Consider the following 15,613-nt stretch of genomic DNA (forward strand, 5'->3'; position numbering starts at 1 on the left):
GGGATCGCCGAACAATGTCTATCTTCCTGACCAAGGACAGCAAGGTCATCGTCCAGGGCATGACCGGCTCCGAGGGCACCAAGCACACCACCCGGATGCTTGCCTCCGGCACCAACATCGTCGGCGGCGTGAACCCGCGCAAGGCGGGCCAGAGCCAGGACTTCGACGGCAAGGCGGTGCCGGTGTTCGGCACCGTCGCGGACGCCGTCAAGGAGACCGGCGCGAACGTGTCGGTCGTCTTCGTGCCGCCGAAGTTCACCAAGGATGCGGTGCTGGAGGCGATCGAGGCCGCCGTACCGCTGGTCGTGGTGATCACCGAGGGCGTGCCGGTGCACGACACCGCCGCGTTCTTCGCCGCCGCGCAGGCGTCCGGCACCACCCGGATCATCGGGCCGAACTGCCCCGGCATCATCACGCCGGGCGAGTCGAACGCGGGCATCATCCCGGCCAGCATCGCCGGCCAGGGCCGGATCGGCCTGGTGTCGAAGTCGGGCACGCTGACCTACCAGATGATGTACGAGCTGCAGGACTTCGGGTTCTCGACCGCGATCGGCATCGGTGGTGACCCGATCATCGGGACGACGCACATCGACGCGCTGCGGGCGTTCCAGGACGACCCGGACACCGACGCGATCGTGATGATCGGTGAGATCGGTGGTGACGCCGAGGAGCGGGCGGCCGCGTTCATCAAGGAAAACGTGACCAAGCCGGTCGTCGGGTACGTGGCCGGGTTCACCGCGCCGGAGGGCAAGACGATGGGTCACGCGGGCGCGATCGTGTCCGGCTCGTCCGGCACCGCCGCCGCGAAGCAGGAGGCGCTCGAGGCCGTCGGTGTGAAGGTCGGCAAGACGCCGAGCGAGACCGCCAACCTGATGCGCGAGATCATGCAGGGCCTGACCAAGTAACCCAGGCGTTCAGAGAACGGGACCCGCAGCCGCGGGTCCCGTTCTCATTTGTACGTCGAGGAGCGCTCGGCCGCGCGGGTCAGCGTCTCGTTGAACGCCGTGTCCGAGATGTCCAGGTCCTTGAGCACCGGGAACACCAGGTAGACCGCGCGGTCCCCGGACCCGGCGATGCCGATCCGGTAGGTGAACTTGTTCCCACCGCCGGTGTCGTACGACGCCAGCCAGCTCTCGCCCTTGATCGTGCCGGACGCGATCGTGCCGGTCGACTTCACCTTCGCGGTCGAGACGTCCTTCTCGCAGCCGTCCACGTTCTTGCGGACCTGCGCGACGAACGCGCCCGCCGCCGTCGGCGTGGCGAACTTCGCGATCGTGTCGTCGAGGCCGAACACGGTCGGCACGTCCGCCTCCGGCGTCACGTAGGTGAGTGAGCCGAACTTCGTCGCCTTCGCCTTCGTGAAGTTCATCCGCTCGCAGCCGGTGCCGCCGCCGGTCTTGGCCGGTGCGCTCACCCAGGGCTTGTCGATCTCGTCAAGCACCGGCAGGTCGACCGGCGCCATGAACCCGGGCGCCTCGCTGCTCGGCAGCAGGCCCGGTCTCGCCACCGGCGCCCCGGCGCCGCAGCCGCCGGACTGGGCGCAGATCCTCTTCGCCGCGACGTTCGCCGTGGCCAGGATCGGACCTGGCGGGGGCGGCGTGGCTGCGAGGGTGTCGTGCTCGAGCACCATCGTGGCCTGACCGGCCAGTGTGACCGCGATCGTCTTGTACCGCGTCTTGGTGCCGGACGGCTGGCCGAACACCGCGATCACGCCGCGCTCACCGACCCCGGTTGTGACGTAGCTGGTCGTGAGCCGGGTCTTCGGGACCGAGCACTGGCTCAGCCAGCCGACGACCGAGGTGTACGCCTTGCCGGCGGCGGCCTTGTCGTTGGACACCTCGACGTACTGCACCGCGGTGTCCTTGGTGGTCGCGTTCTGGAAGGTGCGCACCCAGGTGCGCAGCCCGGCCGGGTCGGCGAACCGCTGGGACTGGCAGACGAACGCCTTCTCCGGCGCGGTGCTGCCGTCGGAGGTCTTCGCGACCGCCCAGGTGCCGGTCGCGGCCAGCGGCTTCGCGGTGGCGGCGTCGAGCAGCACCTTGTCGTCGGCGAGCACGTTCGCGTCGGACGACTTGTCGTCGGACGGGCCGCTGCCGACCTTCTGGGCGGGCGAGTTGTCGCCGCCGAACGCGTTCAGCGCCGCGACTCCGCCGCCGCCGACCAGCACCACGACCGCTGCTCCCGCGGCGATCGTCTGGTTCCGCTTGCGCGCCTTCTGCCGGCGCGCTTCCCGTGCAGCGGCGCGACCGCCGCCGCGCTGTGCGCGGTGGGAACCGGCCAAAGCTCGACCTCCTGACTGATTCCACCCGACAGTACCCGGTGGGCCCACACCGCCCACCGTCAGCTACTCGCAGGCGAGGGCCTGCGAACCGAGCGTGAGCAAGCGGGCTGAAGTCTTCCATATCCGGCGTGTCAGGACGAGTGGTGTCCAGCGCCGGGGGGACGATGGGAGTCAGATGACCGACATGCTGAGCCGTCCGGGCGCCCGTGACGGCGGACCACACCAGGCGCCCGGGCCCGCCCCCGCTTCGGATCCGGTCGCCGCCCCGACCAAGCCGGTGGTCGTGTCGGCCGTGATCTCCGCCGGCGCCTGCCTGCTGACCGGCCTGCTCACCTGTGCCGCGGTCGCTGTGATCGGCTGGCTGGCCGCGACCTTCGGCGGCGCCTCCGGAGCGATCCGCGCGGGCGCATCGGCCTGGTTGGTCGCTCACAGGGCCGGAGTGACACTCGGCACCGGGTCTCTCACCGTCGCGCCGCTCGGCCTGACCCTGTTCTTCGGCTGGTGTCTGTATCGCGGTGGCAAGTCCGCCGCCCGCACCAGCGCCGCGGACCGGACCCGGGACCTCATCCTGCTGTCCGGGACCTTCGCCGTCGTCTACGGCCTCGGTGCGCTCGTGGTGGCGTTGCTCACGGCGGACGGTCCGCTCAAGGTCAGTCCGCTGTCCGCGTTCCTCGGTGCCGCGTCGATCGCGCTGGTGGCCGGGACCCTCGGCGTACTGGTCGAGTCCGGTGCGGGCGCCGACCTCGCCGACGCGACTCCCAGCGGTCTGCGGGACGCCGTGCCGGCCGCGATCGCCGCCGTACTGACCGTGATCGCGATCGCCTCGATCCTGTACGCCGTACTGCTGGCGATCCACTTCTCCCGGATCACCGGGATGCTGGAGCTCCTGGACGCCGGCGTGATCGGGTCGGTGGTGCTGTTCGCCATCTGCCTGATGTTGGTGCCGAACATGATCCTGTACGTCGTCGCCTTCCTCGCCGGACCCGGATTCCAGCTGGGAGTGGGTACGACGATCGCCCCGACCGGAGTGGATGTCGGGAACCTGCCTGCGCTTCCGCTGCTGGCCGCCGTACCCGCGGATGGGGCGACACCGTCGTACCTGCTCGTCCTGACGGCTGCCGTGCCGCTGGTCGCCGGTGCGGTCGCCGGACTGGTCGTGGTGCGGCGTGGACTCGCGGATCAGGACGCTGAGGCGCTGGGCTGGGATGCGTTCGCCCTGCGTGGCGGTATGGCAGCCCTGCTCGCCGCCGTGTTGCTCTACGTGCTGATGGCCATGTCCGGCGGCTCGGCGGGGCCTGGCCGGATGTCTGCTGTCGGGATCCCGGGGGCGCTGGCGGCGGCCGGCGTACTGGCCGCGGGGATGGCGATCGGGGCCTCGATCACAGCCGCGGTGGTCGCGTCCCGCCGACCGGCCGACAGCGAGGCCGACGCCGAGCGATAAGGTTTCCCGCGTGACAGACCCCGTTGCGCCCACTCCCGATCCTGCGCGCCTCGTCGTGCTCGTGTCGGGCTCGGGGTCGAACCTGCAGGCCCTGCTCGACGCCTGCGCCGATCCGGCGTACGGCGCTCAGGTCGTCGGCGTCGGCGCCGACCGGGACGGGATCGCCGGGCTGGACCGGGCCGCGAACGCCGGGGTGCCGACCTTCGTGCACAAGGTCAAGGAGTACGCCGAGCGGTCCGACTGGGACCGCGCGCTGACCGCGTCGGTCGCGGAGCACAAGCCTGACCTGGTGGTGTCGGCCGGGTTCCTGAAGCTGGTCGGTGACGACTTCCTGGCCGCCTTCGGCGACCGGTACATCAACACCCACAACGCCCTGCTGCCCGCGTTCCCCGGGATCCACGGGCCCCGGGACGCGCTCGAGTACGGCGTCAAGGTGGCCGGGGCGACGCTGTTCTTCGTGGACGGCGGCGTCGACACCGGGCCGATCATCGCGCAGGTCGTCGTACCGGTCGAGGACGACGACACCGAAGAAACCCTGACCGAGCGGATCAAGGAGGTCGAACGCCGCCAGCTGGTGGAGTGGGTCGGCCGCCTGGTCCGCGAGGGCTGGACCATCACTGGACGAAAGGTTCGACTGAAGTGAGCACCGACCGCAGGCCGATCCGCCGGGCGCTGATCAGCGTCTACGACAAGACGGGTCTGGAGGAGCTCGCGAAGGCGCTGTCCGAGGCCGGCGTCCAGATCGTGTCGACCGGTTCCACCGCGGGCCGGATCGCGGCGGCCGGCGTACCGGTGACCAAGGTCGAGGAGCTGACCGGGTTCCCGGAGTGCCTGGACGGGCGGGTGAAGACGCTGCACCCGAAGGTGCACGCCGGTCTGCTGGCCGACGTCCGCAAGACCGAGCACGTCGAGCAGTTGGCCGAGATGCGGGTCGAGCCGTTCGATCTGCTGGTGAGCAACCTGTACCCGTTCACCGAGACCGTCGCATCCGGCGCGTCGGTGGACGAGTGCATCGAGCAGATCGACATCGGCGGTCCCTCGATGGTCCGCGGTGCCGCGAAGAACCACGCCAACGTTGCGGTTGTGGTGTCTCCGTCGCGCTACGGCGAGGTTCTGGAGGCGTTGGCCGCAGGTGGCTTCTCGCTGGAGCAGCGGCAGCGGCTGGCGGTGGATGCCTTTGTGCACACGGCGTCGTACGACGTTGCCGTTGCGTCCTGGATGGGCAGCGCGCTGACCGACACCTCCGAGGGCACCGGCTTCCCCGAGTGGGTCGGCGCGACCTGGGAGAAGGCGGCCGTGCTGCGGTACGGCGAGAACCCGCATCAGCCGGCCGCGCTGTACGTGAACGGCCGGGGTGGTCTGGCGGCCGCGGAGCAGTTGCACGGCAAGGAGATGTCGTACAACAACTACGTCGACGCCGACGCTGCTCGCCGTACGGCGTACGACTTCAGCGAGCCGGCGGTCGCGATCATCAAGCACGCGAACCCGTGCGGCATCGCGGTCGGCAAGGACATCGCCGAGGCACACCGGCGGGCCCACGAGTGCGACCCGGTCTCGGCGTACGGCGGTGTGATCGCGACGAACCGGCCGGTCTCGGTGGAGATGGCCAAGCAGGTCGCGGAGATCTTCACCGAGGTGCTGGTGGCGCCGGCGTACGAGGACGGTGCGGTCGAGATCCTGCAGGGCAAGAAGAACATCCGGTTGCTGGTCGCGCCGGCTCTGTCCTCGGCCGAGCAGGTGGAGATGCGCGCGGTGAGTGGCGGCCTGCTGCTGCAGCACACCGACCGGTTCCAGGCTCCCGGCGACGACCCGTCCGCGTGGACGCTCGCGGCCGGCGAAGCCGCGTCACCCGAGGTGCTGGCGGACCTGGCCTTCGCGTGGAAGGCCTGCCGTGCGGTCAAGTCCAACGCGATTCTGCTGGCCTCCGACGGCGCCTCGGTCGGCGTCGGCATGGGCCAGGTCAACCGCGTCGACTCCTGCCGCCTGGCCGTCTCCCGCGCCGGCGACCGCGCCACCGGCTCCGTCGCCGCCTCCGACGCCTTCTTCCCGTTCCCCGACGGCCTCGAGGTCCTCATCGAAGGCGGCGTCAAAGCAGTAGTCCAGCCCGGCGGCTCCATCCGCGACGAAGCAGCCATCGAAGCCGCCCAGAAGGCCGGCATCACCATGTACTTCACCGGCACCCGCCACTTCTTCCACTAACTCAAAGGCATCACAGGGTCTTCTGGAAGAACACGCGGTGGCGGTCGGCTACGGTTTCGCGGGTGGTTTCGACGTAGCCGTGGCGGGGGTAGTAGGCGAGGTTCTCGGTCATGGCCTCGTTGGTGTAGAGGGTGATGCGGGTGTAGCTGCGGCGGCGCGCCTCGGTCTCGACGAAGGTGAGCAGGTGCGAGCCGATGCCACGGCCCTGGGCTGCCGGGGAGACCGCGAGTACGTCGAGTAGCAAGGCGTCCGGCTCGTCTTCCAGCAGGACGAAGCCGACGACCACAGCGTCGTCGGTCGCGACCCATACCTTGCCGGCGCGGATCGCGGCCGGGTAGTCGAGCAGCATCGGGATCGGCGGGACTCCGATGCGCGGGATGTAGTGCTCGAAGGCCGCTTGGGCGATGGCTGTGACGACGTCGGCGTCGGCCTCGGTGGCGGGTCTGATCACCAGGCCAGACTAGTTTTCGCAGAGACATTGTGTAAATCGCCGGAACGGGCCTAGGGTGACCGCATCTGTCCCGCTGAGGTGGTCCCTGGGGGTTCGATGAAGCGTCGGAGTGTGGGGCTGCTGGTGACGGCCGCGGTCGTGATGGCGGGGGCCATCGCCGTACCGGCCGAAGCGCACAGCAGCAAGCGAGTGGTTGGGTACTACACCAACTGGAGTGGGTACGACCGGAACTTCCTGGTCAGCGATCTGGTCAAGAACGGGTCCGCCGCCCGGCTGACCCAGATCAACTACGCGTTCGGATTCCTCGACGCCCAGGGGAACTGCGTGAGCAGCGATCCGTGGGCCGACTACCAGCGCCCGTTCAGCGCCGAGCAGAGCGTGAACGGCACGGCCGACGAGCCCGGTCAGGTGCTCAACGGCAACCTCAACCAGCTCAAGCAGCTGAAGCAGAAGTTCCCGAAGCTGCGGATCAGCATCTCACTCGGCGGCTGGACCGGCTCGGCGCACTTCTCCGACGCCGCCCTCACGCCGGCCTCGCGAGCCGCCCACGTGAAGTCCTGCCTGGACATGTGGTTGAAGGGCAACCTGCCCGGCCTGCCCGCGGGTGCGGCGAAGGGGATCTTCGACGGCGTCGACCTCGACTGGGAGTGGCCCGCCAGCGAGGGCAACCCGGGCAACGTGATCCGGCCCGAGGACAAGCAGAACTTCACCGCCCTGGTGCACGAGTACCGCAAGCAACTGGACCGTTTGTCGCGGCCCGGTCGCTACAACCTGACCGCGTTCCTGCCGGCGAATCCCACGATGATCGACAAGGGTTTCGAGGTCCGCCAGCTGTTCAAGGACCTGACCTTCGGTACGACGCAGGGCTACGACTACCACGGTCCGTGGGAGCAGCTGACGAACCAGCAGTCCGCGATCGACGGGCCCAAGGGTGATCCGACCAGGCCGGAGTTCAGCTCGCAGGTGACGATCGACTCCTATCTGTCCCGGGGTGCGCCGCGGAGCAAACTCGTGATGGGGGTGCCGTTCTACTCGCACGGCTGGACCGGCGTCACGGACCAGAACCACGGCCTGTTCCAGCCCTCGACCGGCCCCGCGCCGGCGACGTACGAAGCCGGTACGGAGGACTACCGCCTGCTCAAGGCGACACTGTCCAACTACAGCGTCTACCGGGACAACAAGGCCGGGTTCGCCTGGCTGTTCGACGGTACGACGTTCTGGACCTGGGACGACCCGGTCGAGATGCAGCGCAAGGCGCAGTACATCTCGCAGCGCGATCTCGGCGGCGCGATGATCTGGTCGCTCGACGGCGACACCGGAAATGGGGAGCTGATCTCGGCGTTGCACCGTAACCTTCGGTGAGTGGATCTTGATGCGCTGGTGGATCGGTTCGGTGCTGACGGTGCCGAGCCGATCCACCTCGGTAACTCCGCGGCGACCGTCGTCCGGCTCGATCGCGGCCCGGAACGCCTGTATTACAAGGCCGGACCGGGCGTCGACGCCGAGGCCGACCGGCTGGCCTGGCTCGGCTCGACCGGCTTCCCCTGCCCCCGGATCGTTGACCGTGGCAACAATTGGCTGCTGACCACCGAACTCACCGGCCGCGACGCGTCCCAGCCGTGGCCGGCGCGCGATCGACCGGGTGTGTTGAGTGCGATCGCTGACGGGCTGCGCGCGCTGGACGAGCTGACGGACTGCCCGTTCAGGTCGCCGTTCCCGGGTGCAGGCGACGCCGTCACGCATGGCGACTACGCGGCGCCCAACGTCTTCATCGACCCGGCGACATTGCGTTTTACCGGCATCCTCGACCTCAGCCGCCTCGGCACAGGTGATCGGTACATCGACCTCGCGCTGATGTTCAAGAGCCTCCGCGGTGAACTCAATCCCCAGTACGGCGGACCGCCGACCGCCCGCCGTTTCGTCGAGACGTACGGCGCCGACCCGGACGACCCGCGGATCGCCCACTACATCGACCTCGACAACGCCTCCTAGGCCCACCGACCCGGCGTACGCTGGCCGTGGGGTGGGCGGTGATGAGCGACATCAGGGAGCTGCAGCGTGGGCTCGGGGCGGTCTGGTCGATGAACCGCCCGGGCGGACCACCACACGTCCTCGTTGTCCTTCCGTCGTTCAGCCTCGGCGAGTCGTTCCTGTCGCACTACGCCTCCCGGCTTCCCGCGCTCGAGCATCGCTATCTCCTCGCGTCGCTGATGTTGCCGCGCGTCGAGCGTTGCGAGATGGTCTTCGTCTGTTCCGAGGCACCGTCGCGGGAGGTGCTCGAGTACTACGTCAGCCTCGTGCCGGTGTCGCGTCGAATCGACTACCGGGACCGTCTTCGGATCCTCGCGGTCGACGACCTCAGCCACCGCTCGGTCGCGGAGAAGCTGCTGGACCGGCCCGACCTGCTGCGCCGGATCCGTGCGCTGATCGGTGGCCGGCCGGCCTTCATCGAGCCGTGGAACGTGACCGATCACGAGATCGAGATCGCGATCCGGCTCGACACCCCCATCAACGGAACGATGCCGGGGCTGTGGCCGCTCGGGTTCAAGAGTGCGGGGCGCCGGCTGTTCCGGGAGGCGGGCGTGCCGGTCTTGGCCGGTTGCGAAGGGGTGCGCTCGATCGATGACGTCTGCGCGGCCGTCAGAGGCATTCGCGCGCAGCGGCCGGACGCGTTGGGGGTCGTCGTCAAGCACGACGACAGCGGCGCAGGCGACGGCAACGTCGTCGTCGACCTGTGCGACGCCACCGGCCGCGAGTTGACCGACGCGGAGATCCGGTCCCAGCTCGAGGCGACCCCGGCCTGGTACCAGGCCGACCTCGCGCACGGCGCGGTGGTGGAGGAGCTCGTCACCGGCGCGGCCGCGGCCAGTCCGAGTGTCCAGCTCGACATCTCGCCGTACGGCGACGTAGTGGTGGTGTCGACACACGAGCAGGTGCTGGGTGGCGCGACGCATCAGATCTACTCCGGCTGCCGGTTCCCCGCGAATCCGGCGTACTCGCCGGACCTCGCGGCGCACGGGCTCGCGATCGGACGGTCGCTCGCCGACCACGGCGTGGTCGGCAGGCTGGGCGCCGACTTCATGGCGGCGGCCGACGAGGCCGGGCGATGGAGCCTGTACGCGCTGGAGATCAATCTCCGCAAAGGCGGTACGACCCATCCCTACAGCGCTCTGCGACACCTGGTACCCGGGCAGTACCAGCCTGAACACGGGAGCTGGCGCGCCGTCGACGGAACGTCCAGGTGCTACACCGCGACCGACAACCTGATCGACCCGAACTGGCTCGGTCTCTCGCCGGTGGATGTGATCCGAGCGGTCTCCGACGCGGGACTCCAGTTCGACCGGCGCAGCGGAACAGGCGTGGTCCTGCACATGTTGTCCTGCCTCGCGATCGACGGCCGCCTCGGCTTGACCGCGATCGGCCTGTCACCCGACCACGCGCGCTCCTTGTACGACGACACGGCCCGAACGATCGCCACCTTGACCGGACCCCGGACCAGCCGGCCCGTTCAGCGTCTGCCGAGTTGACCAGCCTCCTGGAAGGCGCGACGGTACGCACTCGGCGTCGTCCGCAGGGCGGCGCGGAAGCGGCGGCGGAGGTTGGTTGCCGACGACAACCCGACGCGGGCTGCGATGGTCTCCACCGCAAGCTCGGTTTCCTCCAGCAGGACACGGGTTCTGGCGATGCGCTGAGCGAGGAGCCATTGGCCCGGCGCCGTACCGAGTTGCTCGTCGAAGCGGCGGGCCAGAGTGCGTGGTGAGACGTTGAGCCGCGCCGCCAGGTCGTCGACGGTGATCGGGTCGCCGAGGTGGTCCGTTGCCCAGTCGAGCACGACGCCCAGGGATTGGGTGGACTGTGGAGCCTCGGTCCGGTACTGGACCTGGCCACCCTCGCGATGCGGCGGCATCACCATCCGCCGCGCGACCTGCGCGGCGTACGCGGCGCCGTGGTCGTTGCGGACGAGTTGGAGGCACAGGTCGATCCCGGTGCCGGATCCGGCGCTGGTGGCGATGTCGCCGTGGTCGATGTAGAGCACGTCCGGATCGACCTGGACGGCGGGGAACCGGCGCTGCAGGTCGTCGGCCATCCGCCAATGGGTGGTGATCCGGCGGCCGTCGAGCAACCCGGTCGCGGCCAGCGCGAACGCCCCCGAGCAGATGCTGACCAGTCGCGCGCCGCGTCGATGTGCCCGGCCGAGTGCACGGAGTACGGCGGTGGACGGCTCCCGGTCGATCGGCAGCCAGCCCGGCACGATGATCGTGTCCGCGCGGTCGAGAGCGCGCAGGCCGGACGCGACCAGCATGTCGAAACCCTCGGTGGTCCGAATCAGGCCGGGCCGGTCGGTGCACACGCTGAAGCGGTAGCGCTCGTCGCGGAACACCGCGGCCGCGCACCCCAGCTCGAAGCTCGCCTGGGGTGCCGTCACGAGGGCGACGACGCGATGCGGACTCATGGCAGAAAAGTACCCGATCAGGACTATCCAGACACTGGGGACAAGCCTGTGGACAACTGCATGATCGAGGTATGCAGACCTTCGAATCGGCTTCCGTCCACGACGCGCCCGTACGCGAGCTCTTCCCCGGCATCCGGTTACGGCCGTTGTGGAGCGGTCCGGTCGCGGCGGCGTACGTCTTGCAGATGGACCCCGGGACCAGCTGGGAGGGCATCGACGTCCACGACCCCGGACCGGAGGAGGTCTTCGTCGTGGACGGCGTGTTCAACGACGGTACGCGCGACTACCCGGCCGGCTCCTTCATCCACTGCCCGGCCGGGTCGACCCACGTCCCGCAGACGACCCAGGGCTGCACCCTGTTCCTCTTCTACCCCGAGGGTTAGTCCGTACTGCGCAGTTCCGTCGGGGCGCCGTGGACGGCGGGGATGCTGCCGAGCTTGCCGGCCTGGAAGTCCTCGAAGGCCTGGATGACCTCGGCGCGGGTGTTCATCACGAACGGACCGGCCATCGCGACCGGCTCGCGGATCGGGCGGCCGCCGAGGACCAGTACGTCGAGATTCGGTTCGGCCTGCGGTTGCGTCGTACCGGCCGCCGTGCGGATCGTGTCGCCGGGGCCGAAGGCGGCCAGCTGGCCCTTGCGGATCGGGCGCCGCTCGGCGCCGACCGTGCCCTGACCGGCGAGGACGTAGACGAGCGCGTTGTAGTCCGGCTGCCATGGGAGCACCAGTTCGGCGCCGGGGCTGACGGTCGCGTGCACCAAGGTGATCGGGGTGTGGGTCGAGCCGGGGCCGTCGTGGCCGTCGACCGAGCCCGCGATCACGCGAATCAGCGCACCGCCGTCGGGGGTGGACAGCAGGGCCGAGTCACCACCGCGGATGTCCTGGTAGCGCGGCGGAGCCCACTTCTGTGCCTTCGGCAGGTTCACCCAGAGCTGGATGCCGTGGAATAGACCACCGCTCAGCACCAGGTGCTCCGGCGGGGTCTCGATGTGCAGGAGCCCACTGCCGGCGGTCATCCACTGGGTGTCCCCGTTGGAGATGACACCGCCACCGCCGTTGGAGTCCTGGTGCTCCATGATCCCGTCGAGCATGTACGTGACGGTCTCGAAGCCCCGGTGCGGGTGCCACGGTGTGCCCTTGGGCTCACCCGGCGCGTACTCGACCTCTCCCATCTGGTCCATGTGGATGAACGGGTCGAGGTCTCGCAGATCGACTCCGGCGAACGCCCGCCGGACCGGGAATCCTTCGCCCTCGAAGCCGCTCGGCGCCGACGTCACCGACTTCACCGCCCGCTCGTTCGCGACGGCCGGATCGGGCTGATGGACGCGGGGCAGCACAGTGATGTCGCTGACGGTCACGGCGGGCATGGTCTTCTCCTCGCTCGGGTAGTTCAAGAATAAACTATCGGGCCCAACCGCGGCAAGACGGTGGGCATTCCCGGCTCACAGCGACCTCCCAGCGAACGCGCAGGGTGACCGAAGACCCGCTTGCCATCGTTCCAGTGCAACCCCTCGACGTGACTGGAGACGACCGATGACGAGCCTGCTCGACCCACCCCGCACCCACAGCGTGAGCCCCGACCCGCCGGCGCGTCCACCGGGTCGCGTCCGTCGGGTCATCCGCGGGCCGGCGGGACAAGCGGCGTACGTCCGGCCGGCCGCACTCGGGCTCCTGATCGGCACCGCCTTCCTCTACCTCTGGAATCTGACCGCTTCCGGTGACGGCAACAGCTTCTACGCCGCGGCCGAGCTCGCCGGGACGCAGAGCTGGAAGGCGTGGCTGTTCGGATCGCTCGATGCGGGCAACGCGATCACGGTCGACAAGCCACCGGCTGCGCTGTGGGTCGCGACCGCCTTCGCGCGGATCCTCGGGTTCAACAGCTTCACTGTGCTGGCACCGCAGGCGCTGATGGGGATCGCTGCCGTCGGGCTGCTCTATCTGACGGTGACCCGGCTCGCCGGGTCGACGGCCGGGCTGATCGCCGGGACCACGCTCGCGTTGACTCCGGTCGCCGTACTGATGTTCCGGTTCAACAACCCCGATGCGCTGCTCGTGCTGCTCACGGTGGCGGCGGCGTACTTCGTCGTACGGTCGCTGGACAAGGCCTCGGCGCGGTGGCTCGCCTTGGCCGGGGTGGCGATCGGGTTCGCGTTCCTGACCAAGATGATGCAGGCGTTCCTGGTGCTGCCGGCGCTCGGGCTGGTGTATTTGATCGCGGCGCCGACGTCGCTGCGCCGCCGGTTGCTGCATCTGCTGGGTGCGTTGGGCGCGGTGATCGTGAGTGCCGGCTGGTACGTCGCGCTGGTGGAACTGTGGCCCGCGTCGAGTCGCCCTTATATCGGTGGGTCGACCAACAATTCGCTGCTGGAGCTTGCCCTTGGTTACAACGGGCTCGGGCGGCTGCTGGGCGGTTCGGGCAACGGCGGTGGTGGTGGCAACGGGAATACCGGCTTCGGCGGGAGCGCGGGGATCACGCGGATGTTCGGAGACGCGTTCGGGACCGAGATCTCGTGGTTGTTGCCTGCGGCATTGATCGCGTTGGTCGGTGGGTTGTGGCTGACGCGTCGCGCGCCGCGGACCGATCGCTTGCGGGCCGGGCTCGTGCTGTGGGGCGGGTGGTTGCTCGTGACCGCGGCGGTCTTCAGCTTCATGAGTGGGACGGTGCATCCGTACTACGCGGTCGCGCTGGCACCGGCGATCGCCGGGCTGGTGGCGATGGGAGTGTGGATCGCTTGGCAGCAACGGACCTCGCTGTCGGCGCGGCTGACGCTGGCCGCGATGGTGCTGGCGACGGGCGCGTGGGACTACGTGTTGCTCGCCCGTACGGCGGTCTTCATGCCGTGGGCGAAGTACGTTGTACTCGCGGTCGGCGTGATCGGTGCAGCGCTCGTGATCGGCGGCCGGCACGTGCGACGGTTGCTCCCGGCCGTGGTGCTCGCGCTCGTGGTGTCGCTCGGTCTCGGGAGTACGGCGTACGCGGTGTCGACGGCTTCGCAAACGCACAACGGGTCCATCCCAACGTCGGGCCCGAGCAGCAGCGCGATGGGCGGCGGCGGGACACGCACCGGCGGCGGGGACGGAGGTGGCCCCGGCGGAACTGGCGGAACCCCACCGAGTCGCTCAGGTTCAACCACAACGACCCAGCAGCAGGGTGGTGGCGGGATGGGCGGCAATGCCTCTGCGAGCAGCGAGCTGACCGCCTTGCTGGCGAAGACGACCACCACCTGGGCCGCCGCGACCAGCGGGTCCCAGTCGGCGGCGTCGCTCGAGCTCGCCACCGGGAAGTCAGTCATCGCCATCGGCGGCTTCGGCGGCACCGACGACGCGCCGACCCTGGCCCAGTTCAAGGAATGGGTCGCCGAAGGCAAGATCGCCTACTACATCTCCGGCGGCCAAAGCGGCGGCGGCGACTCCTCCGCCGCCGGCCAGATCCAGTCCTGGGTCGCCGCCAACTTCACGGCGACCACGGTGGGCAATACCACCGCGTACGAACTGGTGATGTGACGGACCTCCAGCCCATCACAACCGCACAGCTCGGTCGGGTGTCACGCGTGGGCGCCCGGCCGAGCGCCGATTGTGATGGCCTGGCGGTCCCCACCCTGCCGCCGCATGGCAGACTCTGGTGGCGTGACGGCGCAGATTCTGGACGGCAAGGCCACCGCGGCGGCGATCAAGGACGAGTTGAAGGTCCGGGTCGCGAAGCTGGCCGAGCAGGGTGTGGTGCCCGGGCTCGGCACGATCCTGGTCGGAGACGACCCGGGCAGCCGGGCCTACGTGGCCGGCAAGCACCGCGACTGCGCGGCGGTCGGGATCTCGTCGATCCAGGTCGAGCTGCCGGACACCGCGACCCAGGACGAGATCGCCGCGAAGGTCCGCGAGCTCAACGAGAACCCGGAGTGCACCGGCTTCATCGTCCAGCTGCCGCTGCCGAAGCACGTGGACACCAACGAGATCCTCGGCCTGATCGACCCGGTCAAGGACGCCGACGGTCTGCACCCGGTCAGCCTCGGCAAGCTCGTGCTCGGCCAGGACGGTCCGTTGCCGTGCACCCCGAAGGGCTGTGTTGAGATCCTGCGGCGGTACGACGTACCGATCGCCGGAGCCCACGTGGTCGTCGTCGGCCGCGGGGTGACCGCGGGCCGGCCGATGGGGCTGCTGTTCACCCGCAAGTCCGAGAACGCGACCGTGACGCAGTGCCATACCGGCACCACCGACCTCGCCGCGGTCGTCCGCACCGGCGACATCGTGATCGCAGCGGCCGGATCGGCCGGCCTGATCACCGCCGACATGGTGAAGCCGGGCGCCGTGCTGCTCGACGTCGGCACCAGCCGCAGCGCCGAGGGCAAGATCGTCGGCGACATCGAGCCCGCCGCCCGCGAGCAGGCGGCGTGGATCGCCCCGATGCCCGGCGGCATCGGCCCGATGACCCGCGCGATGCTGCTCAGCAACGTCGTCGAGGCCGCCGAAGCGAGCCTGGCCTGATGACCCGGCCGGCCGAAGCGGGCGTGACGTGCTGATGGCGGGAGAGGCTCGACGCCGGAGCGAATGGCCTCTCGTGCTGTCGCTGCTGGTCGGCCTGACCGGCCTCGTCGTACTCACGTTCTACGACTGGCGCAACGGCGTGCTGGTGTTCGCCGCCGGCGTCGTCCTCGCCGGCTTCCTCCGCGCGTTCCTCAGCGACAACGCAGCCGGCCTCCTCCGCGTCCGCGGCCGCATGTTCGACACCACGCTCCTCGTCCTGGTAGGCCTGTCCATCGCCACCCTCGGCCTCATCGTCCCGAACTGACTC

At 69.5% G+C, this 15,613-nt stretch carries 15 protein-coding genes; 11 read left to right on the forward strand and 4 right to left on the reverse strand.

The genetic code is table 11. The annotated features are described in order from the left end of the window. The first annotated feature begins 14 nt into the window (after positions 1 to 14). Complete coding sequence (gene sucD / locus OG558_RS17575) at positions 15 to 905, forward strand: succinate--CoA ligase subunit alpha (protein ID WP_405071219.1); 891 nt, start codon at positions 15 to 17, stop codon at positions 903 to 905. Between the two features lie 44 nt (positions 906 to 949). On the opposite strand, the gene OG558_RS17580 is transcribed toward sucD, so the two are convergent. After that, positions 950 to 2,281 (reverse strand): hypothetical protein, encoded by a 1,332-nt coding sequence (locus OG558_RS17580; protein WP_405071220.1) that lies wholly within the window; start codon positions 2,279 to 2,281, stop codon positions 950 to 952. Between the two features lie 175 nt (positions 2,282 to 2,456). Here OG558_RS17580 and OG558_RS17585 point away from each other — a divergent pair, with 175 nt between their 5' ends. The 3 genes from OG558_RS17585 to purH are packed head-to-tail and all read left to right on the forward strand — an operon-like array spanning position 2,457 to position 5,921. Beyond that, a complete protein-coding gene (locus tag OG558_RS17585) occupies positions 2,457 to 3,722 on the forward strand; it encodes a DUF6350 family protein (RefSeq protein WP_405071221.1) in 1,266 nt (421 codons plus the stop codon). 10 nt (positions 3,723 to 3,732) lie between these two features. Continuing rightward, the gene (gene purN, locus OG558_RS17590; protein ID WP_329484403.1) at positions 3,733 to 4,365 is read left to right on the forward strand and encodes a phosphoribosylglycinamide formyltransferase; all 633 of its coding nucleotides are present in this window, start codon (positions 3,733 to 3,735) and stop codon (positions 4,363 to 4,365) included. Continuing rightward, positions 4,362 to 5,921, forward strand: a complete 1,560-nt coding sequence (gene purH, locus OG558_RS17595; protein ID WP_329484404.1) for a bifunctional phosphoribosylaminoimidazolecarboxamide formyltransferase/IMP cyclohydrolase — start codon at positions 4,362 to 4,364, stop codon at positions 5,919 to 5,921. The genes purN and purH overlap by 4 nt, the downstream gene beginning before the upstream one ends. Before the next feature lie 10 nt (positions 5,922 to 5,931). Here the strand turns inward: purH and OG558_RS17600 are convergent, their stop codons facing one another. Further along, entirely contained in the window at positions 5,932 to 6,372 is a 441-nt protein-coding gene (locus OG558_RS17600; protein ID WP_405071222.1) for a GNAT family N-acetyltransferase, read from the reverse strand. Positions 6,373 to 6,468: 96 nt separating this feature from the next. Here OG558_RS17600 and OG558_RS17605 point away from each other — a divergent pair, with 96 nt between their 5' ends. The 3 genes from OG558_RS17605 to OG558_RS17615 are packed head-to-tail and all read left to right on the forward strand — an operon-like array spanning position 6,469 to position 9,899. Then, a complete protein-coding gene (locus tag OG558_RS17605) occupies positions 6,469 to 7,734 on the forward strand; it encodes a glycoside hydrolase family 18 protein (protein ID WP_405071223.1) in 1,266 nt (421 codons plus the stop codon). Further along, positions 7,735 to 8,364, forward strand: a complete 630-nt coding sequence (locus OG558_RS17610; RefSeq protein ID WP_405071224.1) for a phosphotransferase — start codon at positions 7,735 to 7,737, stop codon at positions 8,362 to 8,364. A gap of 41 nt (positions 8,365 to 8,405) precedes the next feature. After that, positions 8,406 to 9,899, forward strand: coding sequence for a peptide ligase PGM1-related protein (locus OG558_RS17615; protein ID WP_405071225.1), 1,494 nt, complete (start codon positions 8,406 to 8,408; stop codon positions 9,897 to 9,899). On the opposite strand, the gene OG558_RS17620 is transcribed toward OG558_RS17615, so the two are convergent. Continuing rightward, positions 9,881 to 10,825 carry a helix-turn-helix domain-containing protein gene (locus OG558_RS17620; RefSeq protein ID WP_405071226.1) on the reverse strand — a complete coding sequence of 315 codons (945 nt, stop codon included), beginning with the start codon at positions 10,823 to 10,825 and terminating at the stop codon, positions 9,881 to 9,883. The genes OG558_RS17615 and OG558_RS17620 overlap by 19 nt on opposite strands. A gap of 71 nt (positions 10,826 to 10,896) precedes the next feature. Here OG558_RS17620 and OG558_RS17625 point away from each other — a divergent pair, with 71 nt between their 5' ends. Continuing rightward, positions 10,897 to 11,208 (forward strand): cupin domain-containing protein, encoded by a 312-nt coding sequence (locus OG558_RS17625; protein ID WP_405071227.1) that lies wholly within the window; start codon positions 10,897 to 10,899, stop codon positions 11,206 to 11,208. On the opposite strand, the gene OG558_RS17630 is transcribed toward OG558_RS17625, so the two are convergent. Next, positions 11,205 to 12,218: a pirin family protein gene (locus tag OG558_RS17630; protein ID WP_405071228.1), complete on the reverse strand. Its 1,014-nt coding sequence runs from the start codon at positions 12,216 to 12,218 to the stop codon at positions 11,205 to 11,207. The two genes, OG558_RS17625 and OG558_RS17630, sit on opposite strands and share 4 nt — an antisense overlap. A gap of 139 nt (positions 12,219 to 12,357) precedes the next feature. Here OG558_RS17630 and OG558_RS17635 point away from each other — a divergent pair, with 139 nt between their 5' ends. The 3 genes from OG558_RS17635 (at position 12,358) to OG558_RS17645 (ending at position 15,610) form a co-directional block, all read left to right on the forward strand. After that, on the forward strand, positions 12,358 to 14,328 hold the full coding sequence (locus OG558_RS17635; protein ID WP_405071229.1) for a glycosyltransferase family 39 protein: 1,971 nt from the start codon (positions 12,358 to 12,360) through the stop codon (positions 14,326 to 14,328). A gap of 123 nt (positions 14,329 to 14,451) precedes the next feature. Beyond that, complete coding sequence (locus tag OG558_RS17640) at positions 14,452 to 15,306, forward strand: bifunctional methylenetetrahydrofolate dehydrogenase/methenyltetrahydrofolate cyclohydrolase (protein ID WP_405071230.1); 855 nt, start codon at positions 14,452 to 14,454, stop codon at positions 15,304 to 15,306. Positions 15,307 to 15,340: 34 nt separating this feature from the next. Next, positions 15,341 to 15,610, forward strand: a complete 270-nt coding sequence (locus OG558_RS17645; RefSeq protein WP_405071231.1) for a DUF3017 domain-containing protein — start codon at positions 15,341 to 15,343, stop codon at positions 15,608 to 15,610. The last annotated feature ends 3 nt before the right edge of the window (positions 15,611 to 15,613 follow it).

This window comes from Kribbella sp. NBC_01510, assembly GCF_045040325.1.
Classification (GTDB): Bacteria; Actinomycetota; Actinomycetes; order Propionibacteriales; family Kribbellaceae; genus Kribbella.